25 protein-coding genes are annotated in these 21,267 nt (G+C 62.8%); 14 read left to right on the forward strand and 11 right to left on the reverse strand.

Going from position 1 to position 21,267, the window contains the following annotated elements; translation table 11 throughout:
* The first annotated feature begins 358 nt into the window (after positions 1 to 358).
* Together AB7C87_RS18410 and AB7C87_RS18415 are read left to right on the forward strand one after the other, a co-directional pair.
* Positions 359 to 1,162, forward strand: a complete 804-nt coding sequence (locus AB7C87_RS18410; RefSeq protein ID WP_369730969.1) for an alpha/beta fold hydrolase — start codon at positions 359 to 361, stop codon at positions 1,160 to 1,162.
* Positions 1,163 to 1,790: 628 nt separating this feature from the next.
* On the forward strand, positions 1,791 to 2,138 hold the full coding sequence (locus tag AB7C87_RS18415) for a COG1361 family protein (RefSeq protein WP_369730970.1): 348 nt from the start codon (positions 1,791 to 1,793) through the stop codon (positions 2,136 to 2,138).
* Positions 2,139 to 2,204: 66 nt separating this feature from the next.
* On the opposite strand, the gene AB7C87_RS18420 is transcribed toward AB7C87_RS18415, so the two are convergent.
* Positions 2,205 to 2,345 carry a hypothetical protein gene (locus tag AB7C87_RS18420; protein WP_369730971.1) on the reverse strand — a complete coding sequence of 47 codons (141 nt, stop codon included), beginning with the start codon at positions 2,343 to 2,345 and terminating at the stop codon, positions 2,205 to 2,207.
* Between the two features lie 904 nt (positions 2,346 to 3,249).
* On the opposite strand from AB7C87_RS18420, the gene AB7C87_RS18425 reads away from it, so the two are divergent.
* The 3 genes from AB7C87_RS18425 (at position 3,250) to AB7C87_RS18435 (ending at position 4,650) form a co-directional block, all read left to right on the forward strand.
* Positions 3,250 to 3,570 (forward strand): toxin-antitoxin system TumE family protein, encoded by a 321-nt coding sequence (locus AB7C87_RS18425; RefSeq protein ID WP_369730972.1) that lies wholly within the window; start codon positions 3,250 to 3,252, stop codon positions 3,568 to 3,570.
* A 22-nt stretch (positions 3,571 to 3,592) separates the two neighbouring features.
* Complete coding sequence (locus AB7C87_RS18430) at positions 3,593 to 4,015, forward strand: HVO_A0114 family putative DNA-binding protein (protein ID WP_369730973.1); 423 nt, start codon at positions 3,593 to 3,595, stop codon at positions 4,013 to 4,015.
* Positions 4,016 to 4,431: 416 nt separating this feature from the next.
* Complete coding sequence (locus AB7C87_RS18435; protein WP_369730974.1) at positions 4,432 to 4,650, forward strand: HalOD1 output domain-containing protein; 219 nt, start codon at positions 4,432 to 4,434, stop codon at positions 4,648 to 4,650.
* 101 nt (positions 4,651 to 4,751) lie between these two features.
* On the opposite strand, the gene AB7C87_RS18440 is transcribed toward AB7C87_RS18435, so the two are convergent.
* The 4 genes from AB7C87_RS18440 to AB7C87_RS18455 all read right to left on the reverse strand — a co-directional run bounded on the left by AB7C87_RS18440 (position 4,752) and on the right by AB7C87_RS18455 (position 7,339).
* Complete coding sequence (locus AB7C87_RS18440; RefSeq protein ID WP_369730975.1) at positions 4,752 to 5,147, reverse strand: OsmC family protein; 396 nt, start codon at positions 5,145 to 5,147, stop codon at positions 4,752 to 4,754.
* Positions 5,148 to 5,264: 117 nt separating this feature from the next.
* A complete protein-coding gene (locus tag AB7C87_RS18445; RefSeq protein ID WP_369730976.1) occupies positions 5,265 to 5,924 on the reverse strand; it encodes a class I SAM-dependent methyltransferase in 660 nt (219 codons plus the stop codon).
* Between the two features lie 51 nt (positions 5,925 to 5,975).
* The gene (locus AB7C87_RS18450; RefSeq protein WP_369730977.1) at positions 5,976 to 6,491 is read right to left on the reverse strand and encodes an SPFH domain-containing protein; all 516 of its coding nucleotides are present in this window, start codon (positions 6,489 to 6,491) and stop codon (positions 5,976 to 5,978) included.
* A 137-nt stretch (positions 6,492 to 6,628) separates the two neighbouring features.
* Positions 6,629 to 7,339: a metal-dependent hydrolase gene (locus AB7C87_RS18455; protein ID WP_369730978.1), complete on the reverse strand. Its 711-nt coding sequence runs from the start codon at positions 7,337 to 7,339 to the stop codon at positions 6,629 to 6,631.
* Between the two features lie 285 nt (positions 7,340 to 7,624).
* On the opposite strand from AB7C87_RS18455, the gene AB7C87_RS18460 reads away from it, so the two are divergent.
* From AB7C87_RS18460 to AB7C87_RS18475, 4 genes are all read left to right on the forward strand, one after another.
* Positions 7,625 to 7,888: a hypothetical protein gene (locus AB7C87_RS18460; RefSeq protein ID WP_369730979.1), complete on the forward strand. Its 264-nt coding sequence runs from the start codon at positions 7,625 to 7,627 to the stop codon at positions 7,886 to 7,888.
* Positions 7,889 to 7,979: 91 nt separating this feature from the next.
* Positions 7,980 to 10,115 (forward strand): OB-fold nucleic acid binding domain-containing protein, encoded by a 2,136-nt coding sequence (locus AB7C87_RS18465; RefSeq protein ID WP_369730980.1) that lies wholly within the window; start codon positions 7,980 to 7,982, stop codon positions 10,113 to 10,115.
* A 104-nt stretch (positions 10,116 to 10,219) separates the two neighbouring features.
* Positions 10,220 to 10,735 carry an SHOCT domain-containing protein gene (locus tag AB7C87_RS18470; RefSeq protein ID WP_369730981.1) on the forward strand — a complete coding sequence of 172 codons (516 nt, stop codon included), beginning with the start codon at positions 10,220 to 10,222 and terminating at the stop codon, positions 10,733 to 10,735.
* Between the two features lie 58 nt (positions 10,736 to 10,793).
* Positions 10,794 to 11,297, forward strand: coding sequence for a DUF411 domain-containing protein (locus AB7C87_RS18475; protein WP_369730982.1), 504 nt, complete (start codon positions 10,794 to 10,796; stop codon positions 11,295 to 11,297).
* Between the two features lie 24 nt (positions 11,298 to 11,321).
* On the opposite strand, the gene AB7C87_RS18480 is transcribed toward AB7C87_RS18475, so the two are convergent.
* On the reverse strand, positions 11,322 to 11,447 hold the full coding sequence (locus tag AB7C87_RS18480) for a hypothetical protein (RefSeq protein ID WP_369730983.1): 126 nt from the start codon (positions 11,445 to 11,447) through the stop codon (positions 11,322 to 11,324).
* A gap of 9 nt (positions 11,448 to 11,456) precedes the next feature.
* The gene (locus AB7C87_RS18485) at positions 11,457 to 11,792 is read right to left on the reverse strand and encodes a DMT family transporter (protein ID WP_369730984.1); all 336 of its coding nucleotides are present in this window, start codon (positions 11,790 to 11,792) and stop codon (positions 11,457 to 11,459) included.
* A gap of 167 nt (positions 11,793 to 11,959) precedes the next feature.
* Between AB7C87_RS18485 and AB7C87_RS18490 the strand changes: the two genes are divergently transcribed.
* Entirely contained in the window at positions 11,960 to 12,622 is a 663-nt protein-coding gene (locus tag AB7C87_RS18490; protein ID WP_369730985.1) for a helix-turn-helix domain-containing protein, read from the forward strand.
* A gap of 31 nt (positions 12,623 to 12,653) precedes the next feature.
* On the opposite strand, the gene AB7C87_RS18495 is transcribed toward AB7C87_RS18490, so the two are convergent.
* The gene (locus tag AB7C87_RS18495; protein WP_369730986.1) at positions 12,654 to 13,379 is read right to left on the reverse strand and encodes a CPBP family intramembrane glutamic endopeptidase; all 726 of its coding nucleotides are present in this window, start codon (positions 13,377 to 13,379) and stop codon (positions 12,654 to 12,656) included.
* 350 nt (positions 13,380 to 13,729) lie between these two features.
* On the opposite strand from AB7C87_RS18495, the gene AB7C87_RS18500 reads away from it, so the two are divergent.
* Together AB7C87_RS18500 and AB7C87_RS18505 are read left to right on the forward strand one after the other, a co-directional pair.
* Entirely contained in the window at positions 13,730 to 14,023 is a 294-nt protein-coding gene (locus tag AB7C87_RS18500) for an SDR family oxidoreductase (RefSeq protein WP_369730987.1), read from the forward strand.
* 54 nt (positions 14,024 to 14,077) lie between these two features.
* Positions 14,078 to 15,739 carry a tRNA uridine(34) 5-carboxymethylaminomethyl modification radical SAM/GNAT enzyme Elp3 gene (locus AB7C87_RS18505; RefSeq protein ID WP_369730989.1) on the forward strand — a complete coding sequence of 554 codons (1,662 nt, stop codon included), beginning with the start codon at positions 14,078 to 14,080 and terminating at the stop codon, positions 15,737 to 15,739.
* Between the two features lie 357 nt (positions 15,740 to 16,096).
* Here the strand turns inward: AB7C87_RS18505 and AB7C87_RS18510 are convergent, their stop codons facing one another.
* Together AB7C87_RS18510 and AB7C87_RS18515 are read right to left on the reverse strand one after the other, a co-directional pair.
* Positions 16,097 to 16,879: an HpcH/HpaI aldolase family protein gene (locus tag AB7C87_RS18510; RefSeq protein WP_369730990.1), complete on the reverse strand. Its 783-nt coding sequence runs from the start codon at positions 16,877 to 16,879 to the stop codon at positions 16,097 to 16,099.
* A gap of 285 nt (positions 16,880 to 17,164) precedes the next feature.
* The gene (locus AB7C87_RS18515; RefSeq protein WP_369730991.1) at positions 17,165 to 18,016 is read right to left on the reverse strand and encodes a ZIP family metal transporter; all 852 of its coding nucleotides are present in this window, start codon (positions 18,014 to 18,016) and stop codon (positions 17,165 to 17,167) included.
* A 109-nt stretch (positions 18,017 to 18,125) separates the two neighbouring features.
* Here AB7C87_RS18515 and tenA point away from each other — a divergent pair, with 109 nt between their 5' ends.
* Both tenA and AB7C87_RS18525 read left to right on the forward strand, forming a co-directional pair.
* Positions 18,126 to 18,785 (forward strand): thiaminase II, encoded by a 660-nt coding sequence (gene tenA / locus AB7C87_RS18520; protein WP_369730992.1) that lies wholly within the window; start codon positions 18,126 to 18,128, stop codon positions 18,783 to 18,785.
* Positions 18,782 to 19,588: a TenA family protein gene (locus AB7C87_RS18525; protein WP_369731202.1), complete on the forward strand. Its 807-nt coding sequence runs from the start codon at positions 18,782 to 18,784 to the stop codon at positions 19,586 to 19,588. The genes tenA and AB7C87_RS18525 overlap by 4 nt, the downstream gene beginning before the upstream one ends.
* Before the next feature lie 158 nt (positions 19,589 to 19,746).
* Here AB7C87_RS18525 and AB7C87_RS18530 read toward each other — a convergent pair whose 3' ends face one another.
* Positions 19,747 to 21,183 carry an aldehyde dehydrogenase family protein gene (locus tag AB7C87_RS18530; protein WP_369730993.1) on the reverse strand — a complete coding sequence of 479 codons (1,437 nt, stop codon included), beginning with the start codon at positions 21,181 to 21,183 and terminating at the stop codon, positions 19,747 to 19,749.
* Between the last annotated feature and the right edge of the window lie 84 nt (positions 21,184 to 21,267).

Raw genomic sequence — 21,267 nt, forward strand, 5'->3', positions numbered from 1 at the left:
CGGAGCGATCGTCGGTCTCTTGCGTCCCATGCTTGATTCACGCTCTCATGGGTTAGCAGAATTTCCATCGAGTCAGTGCAGGCGAAGGCGTTACCGGAGCGGCTACCCATATCTCGGCGGAATATCAGAAAGGACCTACTGAATAAAGCCCAGAGAATCTATTCAGCAAAAGTGAACATTCTGTCAAATACCTGTCTGAGCAGAAGCGGAACAACCCGGTGATGTTCTGCTCAGTCCATAACCTTATATCGAATTTCTACATAGAAGGAGGGACTTTTTGTGGAGAAGAACCATCAAAAAGTCAAGAATTTTGGTTAGGTGTTTATATGCTTACGTGTGGGACCGAACCTTGGTCAACATGACCCGAATAGACGTTGGAGAGGGAGTAGAACTGTTCGTTCAGGACTGGGGATCAGGTAATCCGCTCGTGTTTATTCATGGGTGGCCACTGAGCCACAGGATGTTCGAGTATCAGTACATCCAACTCCCGAGGGAGGGCGTTCGGTGTATCGGTATTGATCTCCGTGGCTATGGACAGTCAAGTAAGCCGTGGAGTGAATACGATTTCGACACGTTTGCTGACGATCTCAAGACGGTTCTCGACGAACTTGATGTCGATGACGTAACACTTGCGGGTTTTTCGATGGGTGGGGGAGTTATCACCCGGTATATGAGTCGGCATAACGAAGAACACGTGTCGAAACTGGCGCTACTTGGTGCTGCGAGCCCCGTTCTGACCGAGAAACCCGACTTTCCGGAAGGCGTCGATGAAGCTGCGTTCATGGACCTCGCCGAGGGATGCTATGAGGACCGGGCGAAAGTAAGCAGTGACTTCGGTGATTCGTTGTTTCACTCCGCCCCGAGTCCCGAGCTGAAAGATTGGCTCTGGAACATGAGCATGGAATCGTCGCCGCAGGCCATGGCCGACTCAATCGAAGCGGTCGCGGAGATGGATCTTCGTTCCGACCTCGCAGACATCTCTGTTCCGACGCTCATCTGTCACGGTGTCCACGATCAGACCTGTCCATTCGAGCTGACGGCGGAGAAGCTCCACGACGGAATCGAAAACACGGAGCTCGTTCCCTTCGAGGAGAGTAGTCACGCACTCTTCTACGAGGAAAAAGAGAAACTCAACCAAGAACTGGCTGAATTCTGCAAATAGCTCTAAATAAACGATGGGTCAACAGAATCTGCCTCGTCATATTATATCACCGACGTAGACCTACCAGCCCATAGGAAAAGGATGTGAGAGACACGCCCTGTATTCAGCACAGCTCCGCAAAAATGTTTATTAGCTAACGGATGTCATCGCGTTCGCACGTGTCGTGCGCTGGTGGTGCACTGACTTTCGCAGTAAAATAAATAACGTCGTCGTGCGACTCCCATCCGCTGTCTCTTGCACACGCTTTCTACCAACTACTGGATAGTGGGAGTGAAGCGTGTGAGAGACAACGCTGGCCAGTCGGTGGCCCGGCGGAACAAACCCATCTCCAACCGTTCCCGAATCTATAGTAACAACTGAAACGATTCACACACTGATCGCCGATCCGTCTGGCGATCAGGTGTGCATTGACTTTCAGTGGCTACTATAGGTGAGCGATACAAGCGCTATCTCTGGTGCCTTCGTTTACACATTCCACTCGAGGAGTTTGATTTAACCGAACGGATTGGAAAACGCACTTCTCTACTGAGGAGAATATCCCGATATGAAACGCCGAACGGTTCTCGGGCTCTCGGTCGGTACGACGGCATCTCTTTCGGGATGTGTGGCTCGAGTTCGATCACCGGGCGTGTCTGGCGATGAGCCGACGCTCTCCCCCGGAGAGGAGACGACGCTCTCGATAGACGCACAATCAGTTCGGGGACTCAGATTCGAGGGATTGCCGGACGAAGACCACGTGACGTTCGACCTGGACAATGCCGAACGCAGTCCAAGCTCATCCTCGACAGTGCAGACAGATCCACCGGTTTGGTACTGGCGGTTCACTCACTGGAGCGTCACCGTGGAAGTGCCGATTCACGTTTCGTCCGATTCACCACCTGGCGAATACCAGTACGCGGTCAGCGTTACACCAAGTGGGAGGATCTCCTCAGACACGACCACTGAGGAGTTTTCGATACAGGTCGACGGAAACTGAAGCATCCGCACAGAGTGGCTGGCCCGGATAGTTTCCTTTCACAACAGGCCCGTGGCGGTTTGGGCTTCATAGCCGTTCGCGGGCGTTTCGAACTTCTTCGACGGCATCGACTTCCACGTCGACGACGAGTTCCTCGAGTGCACGAACTCCCAGCCGTGCCGGTCGACCGAACAGGCCATCGTGGATGGGACTTTTGTGGCGGTTCACGTGTTTCGGTATCCAGCGCCCCATCTGCCGCTACCAACGGTCAGTATCCTAACGTTCTTTACGTTGGTTGAATAACGTGTAGGCGCGCACGTAAAGTGCGCAAGAGCCGGAGTGCTTAGCTTGGAGGCAAGAACTCCGGCTCCAACGACCCCCGCGTCGCGGGAGCAATCATCCATTGTCGGTGGCGAAATAAAGACCTGCCGACGTTTCGTCGAACCAGTCTGATCCATCCACCGAATCACACTGCTGGGTTTCGGCTGGGTCGTTTCCGCTACGTCGGGCCAGACGGAGCTACGCATGACACGACTCACGATACATTGCGACTGTGGCACCGACGTACGCACCGACACGACCGACGGGACGATCACGTGCCCCGACTGCGAATCGGCGTTCGAGACGACGATCATCGAATTCGTCCCGGATCACGAACCCCCGAGCGGTCGCTCCGGTATTCGCTCGTGTCGCGGCCCGTGAGCCGAGACCGTACGGCGCTCCCGTGGCTATAGGAGAGTGTCGATACCGACGCGTAGATCCCGCAACTCGAGACGGACGCCGACGTGACCGACTCGAACGGGCACCGGCGTGACGGTCCGGTTCGAGCACGAGGACTACCGCGTCGCGATCGAAACCGCGTCGCTCGAGGTGGCGGATATCGACGCCAGACGCTGACGGCCGTCGACCGACGAATTCGTAAGTCGTGTCCCATCGGGACGGAGAACGCGTCCGACTCGAGACCACTCCGGAACGCCGCGCCGAAATTTATAGTAACAACTGAGACGATTCACACACTGATCGCCGATCCGTCTGGCGATCAGGTGTCTAATGACTTTCAGTGGCTACTATAGCTAACCTTTGGGACGTTGCCCAATGCTTATGCCCTTGGGGAGGATACCAACGGGTAGAGATGGGTGAGGTAGAAACACTCTATCAGCAGGATTTCGTTGGGACGCTGCTCCGCGAAGTCATCGTCATCTACGCGACGTCCGATGTCGAAACGTACCCGTCCAGCATCAAATACCGGATGCACCTCGGCACTGTTGACGGCCTCGACCTACTCCGATACGACAACAGCCACTCGAAGACGATCGGCCACGAAAAACACGTTGCGACCGGCGACACTGAACCGGTTGACTTCCCCGGGATTGAAGCGCTGCTCGTCGAATTCTGGTGTGAAGCCGACCAATACTGGCGTGCCGACGACGTCGAACCACCTCGCCCATACTAACAGCCCGAAACTCAACCAGACCATGACAACACTCGAAATCACCATCAAGTCGCTCGAAACCGTCCGTGATGAAGCATTAGAAGTTGCACAGGCTATCGACGATCCTGACCAGGAGCCAGAGAAGTGGGGCGATCGTCGCGTGATCTCGTTCGCATCGTACGATGTGATGACTACCCATCTCACTTCGAAACGGCTCGAGTTGATCCAAGCGATCGGGAGTCATGACCCTGACAGCGTTCGGGAGACTGCTGACATCGTAGACCGCGACGTTGGTGACGTATCGCGGGATCTCCAACGGCTTGAGGGGCTCGATATCGTCGAAATGGACGATGGAGGACCTGGGCTACCATCCAAGCCCTCGGTACCCTATGATCGGATCGAGTTTGACATCGGTCTCGATCTCGTCGACGACGTCGATACAGACGCTGCTGCTAGCGCAGGCTGATGCCTATCCGCTCACCAGTTACAGTCAGTATCCTAACGTTCTTTACGTTGGTTGAATAACGTATAGGCGCGCACGTAAAGTGCGCAAGAGCCGGAGTCCATGAGTCCAATCAAGCACTCCGGCTCCAACGACCCCCGCGTCGCGGGAGCAATCATCCATTGATGGTGGCGAAATAAAGACCTGCCGACGTTTCGCCGAACCAGTCTCGCCCTGGTTCCACCGAACCACCAGCGGACGGTTCTGCGGCCGGGTGTGCTCCGCTACGTCGGGCCAGACGGAGCTACGTATGACACGACTCACGATACACTGCGACTGTGGCACCGACGTCCGCACCGACACAACCGACGGGACGATCACGTGTCCCGACTGCGGATCGGCGTTCGAGACCACGATCATCGAATTCGTCTCCGATCACGATGCACCCAGCACTCGCTACGGTACTCGATCGTGTCGCGGCCCGTGAAGGTCGAGACCGTACAGCACCCTCACCGCTGTACGAGAGCGTCGACACCAACGCGTTGGTCTCGCTACTCGAGTCCCCGACCGAGGTCTCGGTCCGCTTCGAGTACGAGGGCTACCGCGTCGTGATCGAAACCGAGCCCCTCGAGGTGACGGTGGTCGACGACGGGAGGTGACGACGGTCGACCGACGAATCGGTCGGCCTCGGTCATCTCGAAATCTCGATCGTTTCGAAGCCTCGATTTCCTCGAGACCACCCCGGAACTCCGCTCCGAACTTAGAAGGCGTCTCCCTCGAGGGACGTCTCCGCGTGCAGGTCCGTCTTCAGCGCGTCGTGGACCTTACAGAGTTCGTCCGCGCGCTCGACGACCTTCTCGGCGGTATCGTCGTCGACCGCCGCTTCGACGCGGACGTCGAAGGAGACGGACTCGAGTTTGTCGTCGTCGTTGAGTTCGCCGGTCGTCTCGATCTCGATGCGCCCCATCTCCTCGACGCCGCGCTGTTGGCCGCCGACCCGAAGGGCGGGCACGTAACAGGAGCCGTAGGCCGCGAGCAGGCTCTCGAGGGTATCCGGCGCGTCCTCGCCGTTCGCGTCGATCGTCGTCTCGAAGTCGCGAACCTCGTTCGTGGCGCTGAACCCCTCCTCGGAGACAGTGGTGACTTCTTTCGCCATAGCAGTCGGGACGTCCACACCCGGTACCGTAAACGTTGTTCCCGACTCACCGCGTTCGATCGCTCGGCGTAAAACGGTCGACATCACCGGGATTCACGGGTGAATCGATTCCGCAGGTCACTCGAGCGGATGGGGTCGCATCGTCCAGACCTCGTAGGGCTGTTCCGACGGCTCGTCCGGATCGAGCGCCGTCCGCTTGCACTCGACGTAGCGGTCCCGGCCGACCGTCTCGAACGACGTCTCGAGGATTCGGCGAACGGTCCGAGCCGTTCGCGCCTGTTCGATCGACGGACCGCCGTCGCGAGGCATGTGAACGTGCGTCGAGACGAACAGGCCGTCGTCGGCGACGAGGTCGCGGAGGTCGTCGGCGAACGCCAGAAACCGGGTCACGCTGTGGTCGGCCGCGAGGTAACAGAGACACTCGATGTCGAGGACGACGTCGAACGTTCGGTCCGTCTCCGCGACGAAGTCGACGACGTCTGCCCGCCGGTAGGTCGGCTCGGGTGCCCGTTTGCGGGCGGTTTCCAGCGCCCGCCCGGAGACGTCGACGCCGGTTACGTTCGCGTCGGGAAACGCGTCGGCGACCGTCGCCGTCGCGGCGCCGTTTCCACAGCCGAGGTCGAGGATCGATTCGATCTCGTCGCTCGAGCGCCGATCGCGGACCGATGCGATCGTCCGATCGTACTTTTGCGCTTCGTACTCGCTCTCCCAGAACCCCCACGGATCGCCGTCATCGTCGTCGTAGAGGGAGTCGAAGTGATCTCGAGTATATTCCACGTCGGAGATACTACGCCAAAACCATTTCTACGTTTGGTTCCGAGCGCGAGACTACCGTGGCGATTCGGCGTCGGGTCCCGCCTCGAGTTCGACGGCCGGTACGACGAGCCCCCAGTCGTCGACCGTCTCCTCGAGGTCGTCGCGAATTCGCCGCTCGATTTCGTAGGGTTCGTCGGACACCGTCTCCGTCTCGGCCCGCCGGAGTTCACGTTTCGCCATGGATCGAACCAGGCCGACGAACGACGACTGGTAGTCGTCGACCTCGGTGTAGGCCTTCTCCACGTCGACGATCTCGACGTCCGCCCGGACGGCGACCGCCGCCAGGACGCTGTCGGCCGTCTCGACGTCCTCGAGCGAGACACCGGCGGTCTGGAGACCCGCTGGAACCGATTCCGTCCACGAGACGAACGGCGACGTCACGTTGAGTCCCGGCTCGAGCGTATCTCGATACTCGCCGAAGGCGAACAGGATCTTCCGATCGTCCTGGTCGACGACCTCGATCGCGTCGACGAGCGCGACGATGGTTACCACGAGAACGACGGCACCGACGAACAGTCCGATTGTCACGACCTGCAGTGGAACGACGACGATTGACAGTACATCAACTGATAATATTCATTCGATAAACGTGTTGGTATGACGTCCGCGAGCGGGCGCACTTCCGAGCGTCTCGAGTGAAAAACGCACGTCGTGAACCGCCGGCTTCAGGAGAGGTCGAACGTCTCGTCGCCCTCGAGGACGTGGACCTCGGCGTCGTCGACGTCGTCGACGAAATCCTGGGGGTCCTGCTCGATCGGTGGGAACGTATCGTAGTGTTGTGGGAAGGCGTGGTCGACGTCGAGCCAGTCGACGGCGATGGCGGCCTGTCGCGGCCCCATCGTGAAGTGGTCACCGATGGGGACGATGGCTGCGTCGGGCTCGAGGTGATCGCCGACGACGTCGCGCATCTCGCTCATCAGTGCGGTGTCCCCGGCGTCGTAGACGGCGGTCGAGTCCGCGCCCGCGTCGTTCGGATGGGCGTCGGAGATCACGAACCCGGCGGGCATGCCGGCGTCGACGTCGTACTCGGTCATGATCCCGTTGGTGTGGTCGGCGCGAACCATCGTGACGTAGGCGTCGCCACACTCGACGGTGCCCCCTAAGTTCATGCCCATTCCGCCGACGGCGTCCTCGAAGCCGAACTCCTCCTGGCAGTAGGAGACGAGTTCCGGCGTCGCGACCAGCGTCGCCTCGGCAAACTCGCCCGCGTGGGCGATGTGGTCCGCGTGGCCGTGCGTGAGGAGCACGTAGTCGGGGTCGTCGACGTCCGACGGCTCGAGGTTCGTCTTCGGGTTGTCGAAGAACGGGTCGATCAGCAGTTCCGTCCCGCCAACGGTGACGTGCCACGTCGAGTGGCCGTGCCAGGTGAGTTCCATAGCACCCCGACAGTTGCCCAGACGGCGACTTAAAGGTGGTGAGAGGTCGAGCTGACGCCGCCTAGGTGACGGCGGCGGACCCGCGTCGACGACCCGTTATCGGGGCATTCGCCCAATGTACGATCACCAACATTTATGCGATAGCTGTCGGAACGCCCACACGCCGCACGCGAATCTGACACACCACGCATGCGGTCCGGTCGCGACGCGATCGGCGTCGGTGCGTTCTCACGATCGCCACCGACGATGCCGTGTCGTTTTTTATCCGGGGCACCTACGGCGGGTATGCTCGCACTGACGTTAGAGGAGTTCATGGTGGAGTTGAACGAGGGATCGATCAAGAACGTCGGCCCGACAAACAAGTCGGCGACGGTCAAGCTGTTCGACGTCGAGAACGCCGAGGCCCGCGAGTTCGGCGACAAACGCGTCAAACTCGTCTTCGAGGACGACGACGGAAACGAGATACAGGTGTCGTTGTTCCCCGACCACGTCAAGAAACTCGTCGACGAGATCGACGAACTCGAGGAGGAGTCGCCGGTATTCGACTGATCTGACGATTGAGATACCCGATATCGATCGCGGACGCGGCGCGGACGCATTTCGACAACCGTTTTAGGGCGAAACTGCTTGAACTCAGTAGATGGGTAACTGCATCATCTGCGGCACACCCGTTGACGGTGAAATTTGCGAGAGCCACGAGGAGGACGTCGTCTTCGAATTTCACGGCAACGCGCCCTCCCAGCTCACCCCGAACCGATACTACCGGGGGACCGTCGACGGCTACGCCGACTTCGGCGTCTTCGTCGACGTCGGAGATCACGTCACCGGTCTGTTGCACAGAAGCGAACTAGATCAACGACTCGAGAGTCTCGACTGGGAACCCGGCGACGACGTCTACGTCCAGGTTCTCGACGTTCGAGACAACGGCAACGTCGACCTCGGCTGGTCGATTCGCCAGAGCGAACGCGATTTCCGCGGGAAGCTGATCGAGACGGCCGACGACGAGTTCCGGCCGGAAGACTTCGAGGGCGGAACCGACTCGGGGGCAGACTCGGACGGCCAATCGAGAGCCGGAGGCGACGACGCGGAACAGCCCGCTGACTCCAGCTCCGAGGGAGAACCCGCCGAACAGCCGACACCTGAGACACCTAACACGACGGAGGCCGTCGCCGGCGGGAGCGGCTCCGTCGCGACTGAGACGGCGGCCGCCTCGACCCCGACTGCCGACCGCGAAGAGCCCGACGACGAACCCGCCCTCAACCGGACGACGATCGACGCCATCGACGACCAGGTCGGAGCCGTCGTCAGACTCGAGGGCGAGATCGTCAGCGTTCGCCAGACGAGCGGCCCGACGGTCTTCGAACTGCGAGACGAGACGGGAACCGTCGAGTGTGCCGCCTTCGAGGAAGCCGGCGTCAGGGCCTACCCCGACGTCGGTGTCGACGACGTCGTCGCCCTCGAAGGCGAGGTCGAACGCCACCACGGCGACCTGCAGGTCGAAACCGAGACGCTCGACGTCCTCGCGGGTGAGGACGCCGACGCCGTCGGCGATCGACTCGAGAACGCGATCGAACGCGAGGCGCGTCCGGGCGAGATCGACCTGCTCGCCGATCACGAGGCCGTAAGCGCCGTCGAAGACTCGATCGAGGACGCCGCGACCGCGATCCGCAGAGCGATCGTGGAAGCGCGCCCGGTCGTCGTTCGCCACGGCGCGACCGCGGACGGCTACGTCGCCGGCGCCGCGATCGAACGGGCGGTTCTTCCGCTCGTCCGGGAGAAACACACCCGAGAGGACGCCGAGTACCACTACTTCGAGCGCCGACCGCTCGACAACCGCGTCTACGGGATGGACACCGCGACCGACGACGTCACCACGATGCTCGAAGCGCGGGACCGCCACGGCGAACAGCTTCCGCTCGTGGTGCTCGTCGGCGTCGGCTCGACCGTCGAATCCGTCGAGGGCTACGACCTGCTCTCGCTGTACGACGCCGAGGCGCTCGTCGTCGACGACAGCCGAGCCGACGAGGAGATCGTCGACGCAGTCGCGACCGCAGTCACGCCGTCACTTTCGGGTGCGGACGTCTCCGATCTGACCTCGACCGCGCTCGCGGCCAACATCGCCGCCCACATCAACGAGGACGTCCGCGCGGACGTCGAGCATCTCCCGGCCGTTAGCTACTGGGTGGACGCTCCCGAGGCGTACCTCGAGCTCGCGACCGACGCTGGCTACGACGAAACCGCGATCTCCGAACGTCGCGAAGCCGTCGCGCTCGAGGCCTACTACCAGTCGTACAAGGACAAGCGCGAACTCGTCGCCGACCTACTGTTTGCCGACGGCGAGGACGACCGCCCGCGAGACGGCGATCTCGCGGCCCACGTCTCCGAGCAGTTCCGCGCGAAACTCGAGACCGAACTCGAGACCGCACGGGAGAATCTCGAGATCGAAGACGTCGACGGCGTCTCCGTCGCCGTTCTCGATACAGACGCGTTCACGCACCGATACAACTTCCCGACGACGACGCTCCTACTCGACGCGCTCCACCGGCGTCGCGATGAGGGAACGGCGGTGACGCTCGGCGTCGGAGACGACGAACTGTACGCGCGTGCGGAGGACTCCCTCGACGTTCGCGAACTCGGCGAGTCGATCGCCGAGGCCGCCCCAGACGCCGGAGTCAGCGTCGTCGGCGGCGCGGACGGTCACGTCGAGTACCTGCCGGGTGAACGCGACGCCGTCCGCGAGGCGGCCCTCGAGGCCCTCGGCGAGACGCTCGCGTAACCACGACCGACCGGACAGCGCCAGTCCAGTTCTCCGGGTCACAACGATCGACAGCGGTGCCACCGGTGGAAACAGCTTTCGGCCTTCCGCTGGTACGATTCGACATGGCCGAGGATCCCGCGACGCGCTTCCGTGAAAACGTCACGGAGATTACCGCGACGATCGTCACCGGTATCTGGCTCGTCGGGCTGTTTACCGGCCAGTGGTGGTGGCTTCCGTTCTTGCTCGTCGGCTACATCGTTGTCGTTCCGCTGGTTGCACTCTTCTTCGGCGACGAGCAAGACCGCAAGGAGTGGTGGGAGTGGGGCGAAGGGGAATCCGAAGATGACTGGTGGGGGGAGGGGACAGAAGAGAGGGACGGCGAACGGCCGAACGTCGATCCCGAACGGCGGCCGACGAACAACGCCGACGCCCTCGAGACGCTTCGCGATCGGTACGCCGCCGGCGAACTGACCGACGAGCAGTTCGAGCGAAAACTCGAGCGCCTGCTCGAGACCGAGACGCTCGAGGACGTCGAACACTGGCGTCGCCAAGCCCGTGAGGAGAACCGGCGGAATCGCGACCGCGGGGAACGAAACCGGGATCGTGACCCGGATCGGGATCTCGAGTTCGAGACGTGAGTTCCCCGCCGAGGGGGTAATCAGGGAGTATATTACGACGGACGACCTACGGCCAATAATGGCGGCTAGACGACATGTGTGTTCGGCGGTCGCACTCGCGCTCGTCGGAGCGGGCGGCTGTCTCGACGCGCTCGGTGGATCGCCGGAACTGGACGGCGACCTGACGGAGTGGGCGTGGTCCGGCACGCTCCCCGTCGATTCGGTCGTCCAGCACCACCACCCCTTCTGTGAGTGTTGTTCCGAGTACGCCACCTACCTCGAGGCCCACGAGATCGACGTCGACGTCGTCGAGATCGAGCAGCCACCGGCGGTCAAAGCGGAACTCGGCGTTCCCGAGGACGCCCGAAGCTGTCACACGGTGGAGTTCGGCGAGTACCTCGTCGAGGGACACGTGCCGCTCGAGGCCGTCGCGTATCTCTTCGAGGAGGAACCGGACGTCCGCGGTATCGCCGCACCGGGAATGCCCGACTACTCGCCGGGAATGGGTCCGCGAGCTGACGAGCCGTTGACTATCTACAGCTTCCGGGAATCGGGCGAGATCGTCGAGTTCGTCGAGATCTGATTCGCGACCCGGAAACTGATCTCGTCACTCGAGACCGTTCCGGTCGTCCGCCTCGAGTTCGTTTCGGTCGTCCGCCTCGAGTTCGTTTCGGTCGTCCGCCTCGAGTCGAACCGAGTTGTACGTCGTTCGAAATTGAACTGAGTTGTCCACCGTCTCGAGTCAGGCCGGATTGTACGCCGACGAGTAGACGTTGAGGAGCAATACGCCGGCGATGACGAGGACGAATCCGACGATTGCGGCGAGGTCGACCGTCTCGTCGAAGAAGACGATCCCGATCGCCGCCAGGCCGACGATGCCGACCGCGGACCACGTCGCGTAGACGAGACCGACCGGGAGGAACGTCAGCGCCTGACTCACGAAGTAAAACGAGACGACGTAGAGGGCGATGGCGAGCCCACCTAGTGCCGCGTGTTCGAACCCGTTCGACAGCTTCAGTGCCGACGTGCCAATCACTTCGGTTACGATCGCACCGGCCAGGTACGCGTACTCCTTCATACGTTCAGGGGCGCTCGAGTTCGTCTTAATCGCTCTCAAACGTGCCCCCACTTGTCCCGCGTTGGCCGGTAGCCACGCCGACTCTGTCGTGAGATCTGGACGGCGGCCCGGTCTCGGTCGACGATCACCGCCCATCGTTTACCGTTCGCCCGCCCAATCCACCCACCATGCAGTTCGTCGACCTGACCGTCGAGCCGGATCCGGTCTATCAGTCGGATCTCAGTCGGACGCTCGCCTCGAGCGACGCGATCGTCCGAGAGGAGTTGCTCGTGTGGCGAATGAGCCGCGGAATGGTGCTCAACCAGCTCAGTTTCGTCCACGGCGATCCGGATGTCTACGCGCGCGCCGCGAGGGAAGCGTCGGAGATCGTCCAGCACGAGATCCGCTCCGTCGACGACGAGCGGTTTTACGTCTACCTCCAGGAGGCGAACGTCCACGAGCGCCCCTCGTGGTGGACGGCGTTTCTCGAGCACGACTTCATCCACGTCCCGCCGGTCGTCGTCGAAGACGGGGTCGTGACGGTCACGATCCTCGGTAACGTGGGGGAACTGCGCGAGGTGGTGGGCGACCTCGCCGAGGTCGTGTCGGTCGAGATCGACTCCGTTGGGGAGTATCACGGTCGCGACCAGCGGATCACCGATCGGTTGACGACAAGACAGTACCGTGCGTTACGGATCGCGACCGAACGCGGGTACTACGACGTCCCCCGCGAGGGATCGCTCGCCGACGTCGCGGCGGAACTCGAGTGTACCGAGAGCACGGCCTCCGATCTGTTGCGGCGGGCCGAACGGGAGGTCGTCTACGCGCTCGTCGCGTCGGTCGGCGAATAACACACGAAGTAGACCGTGATTACGCAAGCTATCAGAACACGAAGTAGACCGCGATTACGTAGGCATAGACGTTGTTGCAGAGGTGAAGGAGCCACGCCCCGGTCAGGTTGTCGAAGCGAAGCCGAAGCACCGTCGGAAATATTGCCCACGCGGCGATGGCGAACACGCCCGCGACGCCGAGCGCGAAGACGTGGTAGCCGGCGAAGACGGTGATCGACCCGAGACCGGCGGCGACGGGCGACCAGCCCCGTCCCTCGAGCGAGGAGAGCAATGCACCCCTGAAGACGAGTTCTTCGACGAACGGGCCGACGATCACCGGCCCGAACAGCACCGCGAGGAGCGTCACCGGGTTCGTCAGGTCGTAGTCGTAGAAGGAGACCATCTCGAACCCGAGTAGCCCCGCCATCCACTCGCCGCCGACGAACGCACTGACTCCCAACGGAACGAACGCGAGCGTCCAGATCAGTTCGGTCCGGCTCGGCCGGCGCAAGGGGAACGCGGCGAGCCGTTCGGATTCGTCGAGGCGCCACCACAGGAGCGCTCCAGCCAGGATGAACCCGAGGCCGGTCGACCCGTAGACGACGGCGGTCGGCGGTTCGGCTCCCGCCTCCCCGACGGCTGCGTAGTATCCGGTGATCCCGACGAAGATAACGGCGATAACGAGCGTAGCCGCCCCGAGCGCCGTCCAGAGCCGATCTACCGCCGACGTTTCGCTCCGTTTCGATCCAGTCCACTCAAACAGCCAATCGACGTTCATCTGTCTACGAACACGGTACGACCGCGAGTCCGATCGTCCTTCTTGCTGCACAGTTCGATCGTTTAAGTTCCTCCGCTGACAGCAGTCGCAGGGAGCCGTCGCTTTCGATCGCGAGATTCGAGCGAGGTCGATCGCCCCGGACTATAGTGGACAAAGTGGGTTACCAACTGACAAAATCATACAATAGTGCGTGAATACGTCGTCTAGTCGATGACGCTGTTTCTACACGAACTGCGGTCCGACCGACTCCACCTCGAGCGGCTCTGTCGGGAGACCGTCGACCTCCTCGAGTACTACCGGCTCTGTTCGCAGCGCAATCCGAACATCGAGGAGGTAACCGCGTACCTGCCGTGGTTGCCCCACGAGACGCCGAAGGAAACGCCGAGTACATCGACGGCCTCGAGAGGAAATGGGAGGAGGGGACGCGGGCGCAGTACCTGATTCGGCCGCGGGAGGGCGAGGACGGGAACGAGAGGTCCCGGTCCGCTGTCGAGGAGGACGTCGAGCGCTTCGGCGGCGACTACGACGGCCTGATCCGGAACGCGACGGTTCGCCCGGACGGTCGGATCGTCGACCACCACTGGTACACGATAATGCGCGAGCAGTACGAGAACGCGGTGAACGGCGGTCCGCAACCGGGTTGAGTTCCGTTCTCGAGTCCGACACGCTTATTCGCCACGCGCGACGAAACCCCTGTAGTGAGTACCGAGACGCCCGATCCGACCGAGACCGACGCGTTCGAGCAGGTCTGTGAGACGCTCGTCGAGCGCATCCTCGCGGGCGAGATCGAACGCGACGAGGTCGAGAAGGCCAAACTCGAGGCCTGCTCGGAGCACTCCGCGCCGAAGGTGCCGAAAAACTCCGAGGTGCTCGATTACGCGCCCCTCGAGCGCCGCGAGGAGCTCGAGGAGGTCCTCCAGCGCAAGCCAGTTCGAACGGCGTCGGGCGTCTCGCCGGTCGCGATCATGACCTCGCCCGAGCGGTGTCCCCACGGGAAGTGTCTGTACTGTCCCGGCGGCCCCGACTCGGAGTTCTCGTCCTCCCAGAGCTACACCGGCGAGGAACCCGCCGCGGCCCGCGGGGTCCAGAACGACTACGATCCCTACGGGCAGGTGACGCTACGACTCGAACAGTTGCGGGAGATCGGCCACCCCGTCGACAAGGTCGAACTCATCCTGATGGGCGGGACGATGACCGCCCGGAGCCACGACTACCAGGAGTGGTTCGTCAAGCGCGCCCTCGAGGCGATGAACGACTTCGACGTCGAGAAAGAGCCCGAACCCGCGGAGGGCGAGAGCTTTGCACAGGACCCTGAGGAGTACGAGTGGACGTACGTCGAGGACGTGATCGCGGAAAACGAGACGAACGACGTCCGCAACATCGGGACGACCTTCGAAACCAAACCCGACTGGTGTGACCCCGAGCAGATCGACCGAATGCTCGATCTTGGCGGGACGAAAGTCGAAGTGGGGGTACAGACCACCTACGAGCGCATCAATCGCGAGATGCACCGCGGTCACGGCACGCAGGACTCGATCGACGCCAACCGCCGCCTTCGCGATTCGGCGTTCAAGGTCGGCTTCCACATGATGCCCGGCCAGCCCGGAATGAGCACGGAGATGTGTCTCGAGGACTTCCGGGAACTGTTCGCAAACGAGCAGTGGCGTCCTGACTACCTGAAGATCTACCCGACGCTGGTCGTCCGCGACACCGCGACCTACGACTGGTGGCACAGGGGCGAGTACGACCCCCTCTCGAACGAGGAGGCCGCCGAACTCGTCGCGGAGATCAAGGAAATGATCCCGCGGTACACTAGACTTCAGCGCGTCCAGCGCGATATCCCCGCCGACCACATCGACGCCGGTGTTTGGAAGTCGAACCTCCGCCAGCTCGCCAGACAGCGACTCGAGGACCGCGGGGGACGCTGTGACTGCATCCGGTGTCGAGAGGCCGGGATGAACGACGAGGAACCCGAAACCGTCGAACTCGACGTCATGGAGTATGGGGCCTGTGGTGGCACCGAACACTTCATCTCCTTCGAGGACTTCGAGAAGGACCTGCTGGTCGGTTTCTGCCGGCTCCGGTTTCCGAACAACCCTGTGAGGCCGGAACTCGAGAACGCCGCGCTCGTCCGCGAACTCCACGTTTACGGGACGGAGGTCGCCGTCGGCGGCGAAGGCGAGGACGGCCAACACCAACACCAGGGCTACGGCCGCCGGTTGATGGAACGGGCGGAGGAACTGGCGATCGACGCCGGCTACGACAAGCTGAGCGTCATCTCGGGCATCGGCGCTCGAGAGTACTACCGGGAGAAACTCGGCTATCACCAGGACGGGCCGTACGTGAGCAAGCGGCTCTGATACGGTTTACTGTAAGTCATTTCCGGTGCGACCGCGACCCATCCTGCGGTCGCACCGGTAAATCGGTACAGCGAACCGTATGACGGGTTGGGAAACGTCGGCGTGAACGTCCCATCGGTGTGAACGCTCGTCCCCGTTCAGCTACCGCCGGAGCTTCGCGCGGACGCGATCGATCACGGAATCCCGCTCACAACGTCCCGAAGGTCGTCCGCATCACGCCATTCGTAACACCGGGAACCACTCAGAAGAAGCGCGACGTGTGAGGCCGCCATCCCGTTTTCGTACGTTTCCCGTTCCGTCCGCGGATCGTCGTATTTTCGTTTCAGAACCGTGCCGTATGCGACTCGAGAGAGGGGATTACTCGTCTCGAGTCCCGACCGCGTCCTCGAACGCCGCCTTCGCGCGTTGGCCGCCCGCTTTCACGTAGTCGACGTCGACGCCGGCTACCACGAAGTCGAAGCCACGATCCACCCAGCGCCCGATCTCCCGTTTCTCGAGTGCGAGTATCGAGACGGGTTTGTCGACGGCGTGACCCGCCTCGAGGACGCGGTCGACGGCTTCGAGAAATTCGTCGTTGTCGGTCTCGCCGAAGATGCCGAGGGCGGCCGAGAGGTCCGCGGGGCCGACGAATAGCCCGTCGAGCCCGTCGACGGCGGCGATCTTCTCGACGTTCTCGAGTCCGGACTCGGTTTCGATCTGGGCGATCGTGACGAGTTCGTCGTTCGCTCGCTCGACGTACTCGGGAAACGCCTCCCCGTACTCGTTGGCGCGACCGAAGCCGACACCGCGGACGCCGTCGGGCGGGTAGCGGGTCGCCTCGACGAGCGCCCGCGCGTCGTCCGGCGTCTCGATCATCGGCGCCATCACGCCGTCGACGCCGGTGTCGAGAACGCGTTTGATCGCCGTCGAGTCGTTCTCAGCGAGGCGGACGATCGTTCCGACGGCCGCGGTCGCGTTCGCGGCGTCGACAGCGCGGGCCATCTGCGCGATCGTCTCGAGGGAGTTCGTCGAGTGTTCACCGTCGATTACGACGGCATCGAACTCGAGGCCGGCGCTGATTTCTGCGATCGACGGATCGCTCATCGCGACCCAGGTGGCGACGAGCGACTCGCGGTTCCGGAGCTTCGTGGGAAACGTCATGGAGCGGTGTTCGCCGATTGCCGGGAAAAAGGCACCGTCGTCGGTCTCCCGTCCGCGAAACCGTTCTCGAGCGTCGACGGCGAACGCGATTTGATCGCTGTACGGACACGATATGCGTCGTTCTTTGACAGCTGTACGCACGCGATGTGCGTCGTTCGGTCTGCCGTCGGCCAGTTCCATCGCAACTGCGACCCGTCCTGCGGTCGAACCGTTAGATCGGTACAGCATTCCGCCTCAGACGGACACACCGACGATCGATCGAACCGAGTGACGACCGACTCGAGGCTACACCGCGAGCACCGTATCGACGACCAGCATGATCGCGAAGCCGAGGACGAACGTCGCCGTCGCCGTGTCGGCGTAGCCGTGGCCGTGACTCGAGGGGACGAGTTCGCGAAAGACGACGGCGATCATCGCACCGGCCGCGAAGCCGGCGGCGATCGGAAAGAGCCCGGTGACGACGGCGACGAGCGCAAATCCCGCCGCGGCCGCGATGGGTTCGGGCACGCCGCCCGAGACCGTCGTATAGAGCACCGTTTTCGACCGAGAGAGGCCGGCTCGAGCGGCGGGGACGGCCATCGCGAACCCGTCCGGGACGTTCTGGATGGCGATGGCAGTCGCGATGGCGATTCCGAGGGCGGTTTCACCGCTGGCGAATGCGATGCCGACGGCCAACCCCTCGGGAACGTTGTGGATCGTCACCGCACTCCCCACGAGCGCGGCGCGACGCAGATTGTCGCGATCGTCCACACGGCTCTCTGTCTCTTCGCCGCCGGTCGCTTCGGTCGGCCGACCCGGCTCGTCGACGCCCACGGTCGATTCCTCGGCGATGGCGGTCCCCTCGAGGGCCTCGCCGCGAAATCGGAGGTGTACGTGCGGAAACACGGCGTTCGCGACGAGCAAAAACGCGCCGCCGAGCAGGACGCCCGCGACGACCTCGAGCGGCGAGCCGAGTTCGAGTCCCGGGAGGACGAGTGCGAACACCGCCGCGCCGACCATGATCCCGCCGGCGAGTCCGAGTGCACCGTCGTAGACCCGGTGGCTCACGCGATCGGTCACGAGCGTCGGGAGCGCGCCGAGCCCGGTCGCACAGCCTGCGAGCGCGGCGACGAGTACGACCTCGCCGAGCGACGTCATACCCGTCGTTCACCGCCTGGCTGGTTAGCGTTACGGTGCCGGAGGTATCCGGAGTATAACGACCTTGTATCGACTAGTTATAATAGCGTGGGCCCGGTTCCGACACTGTATGGCGTTTAGCGACCGACTGCTCGAGGAGGGATCGCACGTTTGGGAGGCACAGATGGACCACCCGTTCGTCCGCGAACTCGCCGCCGGGACGCTCGACGAGGCGGCGTTCGAACACTGGGTGAAACAGGACTACCGGTACCTGCTCGATTACGCCCGGCTGTTCTCGATCGCCGGCTCGAAGGCCCGAGACGAGGAGACGATGACGCACCTGCTGGGCGTCGCCCACGAGGTACTCGACCACGAGATGGACCTCCACCGGGAGTTTGCGGCCGACTACGGCATCTCCCAATCGGAACTCGAGTCCGTCGAGAAGGCTCCCACGTGCGTCGCGTACACGAACTTCCTCGTTCGCACCGCCTACGAGGGGTCGATCGCCGAGATCGCGGCCGCGCTCTACCCGTGTATGCAGGGCTATCTCGACGTCGCCGAGCAGATGGCCGATCTCGCGGAGGAAGAACACCGGTATACGCCGTTCATCGAGATGTACACCGGCGAGGAGTTCCGCGAGGCGACCGCGTGGTGTCGGGAGTTCGTCGACGAGTGTGGCGACCGCTACCCCGGCGAACACGACGCCATGCGCGAGGCGTTTCTGACGAGCGCCAAACTCGAGTACCGCTTTTGGGAGATGGCTTACACGCTCGAGGGGTGGGAGCTGTGATCGACGGCGACGGCGTCGGGGAGAGCACCGGTCGACGTCTCGAGACCGACGGCGGAACCGCCCCCGAAACGTACGCGGAATTTGCGGCCGAAGCGGACGACGAGGAGCCGCGCTTTACCGACTGGCTCCGGGCGCGATCCGAACCCGACTGGACCGACGCCGTCGGTCATCCGTTCACGCGGGAACTGGGCGCCGGCACGCTTTCCGAAGAGGCCTACGCCGAGTACCTCGTCCAGGACTACGCCTTCGTCGGCGACCTCGTCGGGACGTTCGGCCACGCGGTCGGGCAGGCGCCCGGCATGGCCTCGAAACGGCCGCTCGTCGAGTTCCTCGATACGATCACCGACGAGGAAAACGACTACTTCGAGCGATCGTTCGACGCCCTCGAGGTGGCCGATACCCGACAAACGGATCCCGAACTTGCCGAACCGACCGCGGCGTTCGTCGACCTGCTCGGACGCGCGGCCGCCGAGGGCGGGTACGCGGAGACGCTCGCCGTGCTCGTCCCCGCGGAGTGGATCTACGAGGGGTGGGCGACGGCGGTCGCCGCCGAGTACGCCGACCCGGACCGCGAACCGCCGAGTGCCGGCACCGATCTTCCATTCTACTACGCCGAGTGGATCGATCTCCACGCCACGCCCGGCTTCCGCGAGTTCGTCGACTGGCTCCGGGGCGAACTCGACGCCGTCGGTCCCGAACTCTCGGCGCGACGACAGGCGAGGGTCGAACGGCTGTTCCGACGGACGGTTTCCCTCGAGGTGGCGTTTTTCGATTCGGCCTACGAATCTACGGACTCCAGGTAGCGGCGCTCCGATTGTCGTCCATCCGCGGTTCGCAGCAACCGAACGACGGTGTCGAATTCCTCGCGCTCGTCGTCGGCGTCTCGAGGCGAAAGCAGGACACGTACCGGAGTTACACCGATTGAATCGTCGGCTACTCCACCGGGTCGACACGGATTTCGTCAGTCGAGATTGATGGCGATGTTCTTCGTCTGTAAGTACGAATCGAGCGCTTCGAGACCCTTCTCGCGACCGATTCCGCTCTGTTTCGTGCCGCCGAAGGGCGTTTCGACCGACCCGCCGAACCACTCGTTTACGTAGACGCTTCCCGCGTCGATACGCCGGGCCGTGTCCAACGCCCGCTTGACGTCCTGAGAAAAGACGCCGCCGCTCAACCCGAACTCGACGTCGTTGGCGATCTTGATCGCCTCCTCGCGGTCGGAAAACGGGATCACCGTCGACACGGGTCCGAAAATCTCCTCTTGTGCGATTTGCATTCCGTTGTCGACGTCGGTGAAGATCGTCGGCGGAACGAAGTAGCCGTCCCGATCGAGGGGGTCGCCGCCGGTCTCGAGCGTCGCGCCTTCGGTTACTCCGGTGTCGATGTACTCCAGGACGGTCTCGTAGTGATCGGCGTGATTGAGCGGCCCCATGTCCGCGTCCTCGACGCCGGGACCGAGTTCGTACGATTCGGCTCGGTCGACCAGCAGGTCGACGAACTCGTCGTAGACCGATTCGTGGACGATGGCGCGATCGGCCGCCGAACAGACCTGGCCGGCGTTGGTGAAGATACCGGTCGCGACCCAGAACGCCGCCTCCTCGAGATCGGCGTCTGGCAGTACGATCGCCGGGTTCTTTCCGCCCAACTCGAGCGTGACCGGCGTGATCGTCTCCGCGGCGGATTTCATCACCGCCTCCCCCGTCGGGACGCTCCCGGTGAACGTGAGTTGGTCCACACTGTCGTGGGCGGACAACGCGGCGCCCGGTTCTGTCCCGCCCGTTACGACGTTGACGACGCCGTCCGGAACGCCGGCTTCCCGACAGAGTTCGGCGAAGTGAAGCGCCGAAAGCGGCGTCGTCGGCGCCGGTTTCACCACGGCGGTATTTCCGGCGACGAGCGCCGGCGCCACTCCGCGAGCAGTGATGCTCAACGGGAAATTCCAGGGAATAATCTGTCCGCTGACCCCGTAGGGCTCGCGAGAGGTCATATCGAGGGTCCCCTCGCCGCGCGGAACGCTTTTCCCCTCGAGTTTGTCGGCGACGCCCGCGTAGTACTCGAAGTACCGGATCGCATCCTCGACGTCGCTTTCGGCCTGCTCGAGGGGTTTGCCCTGATCGAGACTCTCGATTCGTGCGAGCTTTTCGGCGTTCTCTCGAATGACGTCCGCGACCCGGTGGGCGATCCGCCCGCGTTCGATCGGCGATTTCGCCTGCCACGTCGGAAGCGCCGCTCGAGCCGCCTCGACCGCACGGTCGACGTCACTGGCTGTTGCCGCGGCGAACTCCGCGATCGGGTCGCCGGTCGCTGGATCGACTGTCGTGAGGTACTCGTCAGTGGACGCCGGCGTCGACGTCCCATCGATACGTAACTGATACCGCTCGTTCGTTACACTTGCCATGGACAGACCAACAGCGGGCCGGCACGTACTCGGGCCGAAGCGTTTCCGCTGTAGATCGATCAACGGTGGTTCTCCCAATAACGT

It is taken from the genome of Natrarchaeobius versutus, assembly GCF_041205745.1.
Lineage (GTDB): Archaea > Halobacteriota > Halobacteria > Halobacteriales > Natrialbaceae > Natrarchaeobius > Natrarchaeobius versutus.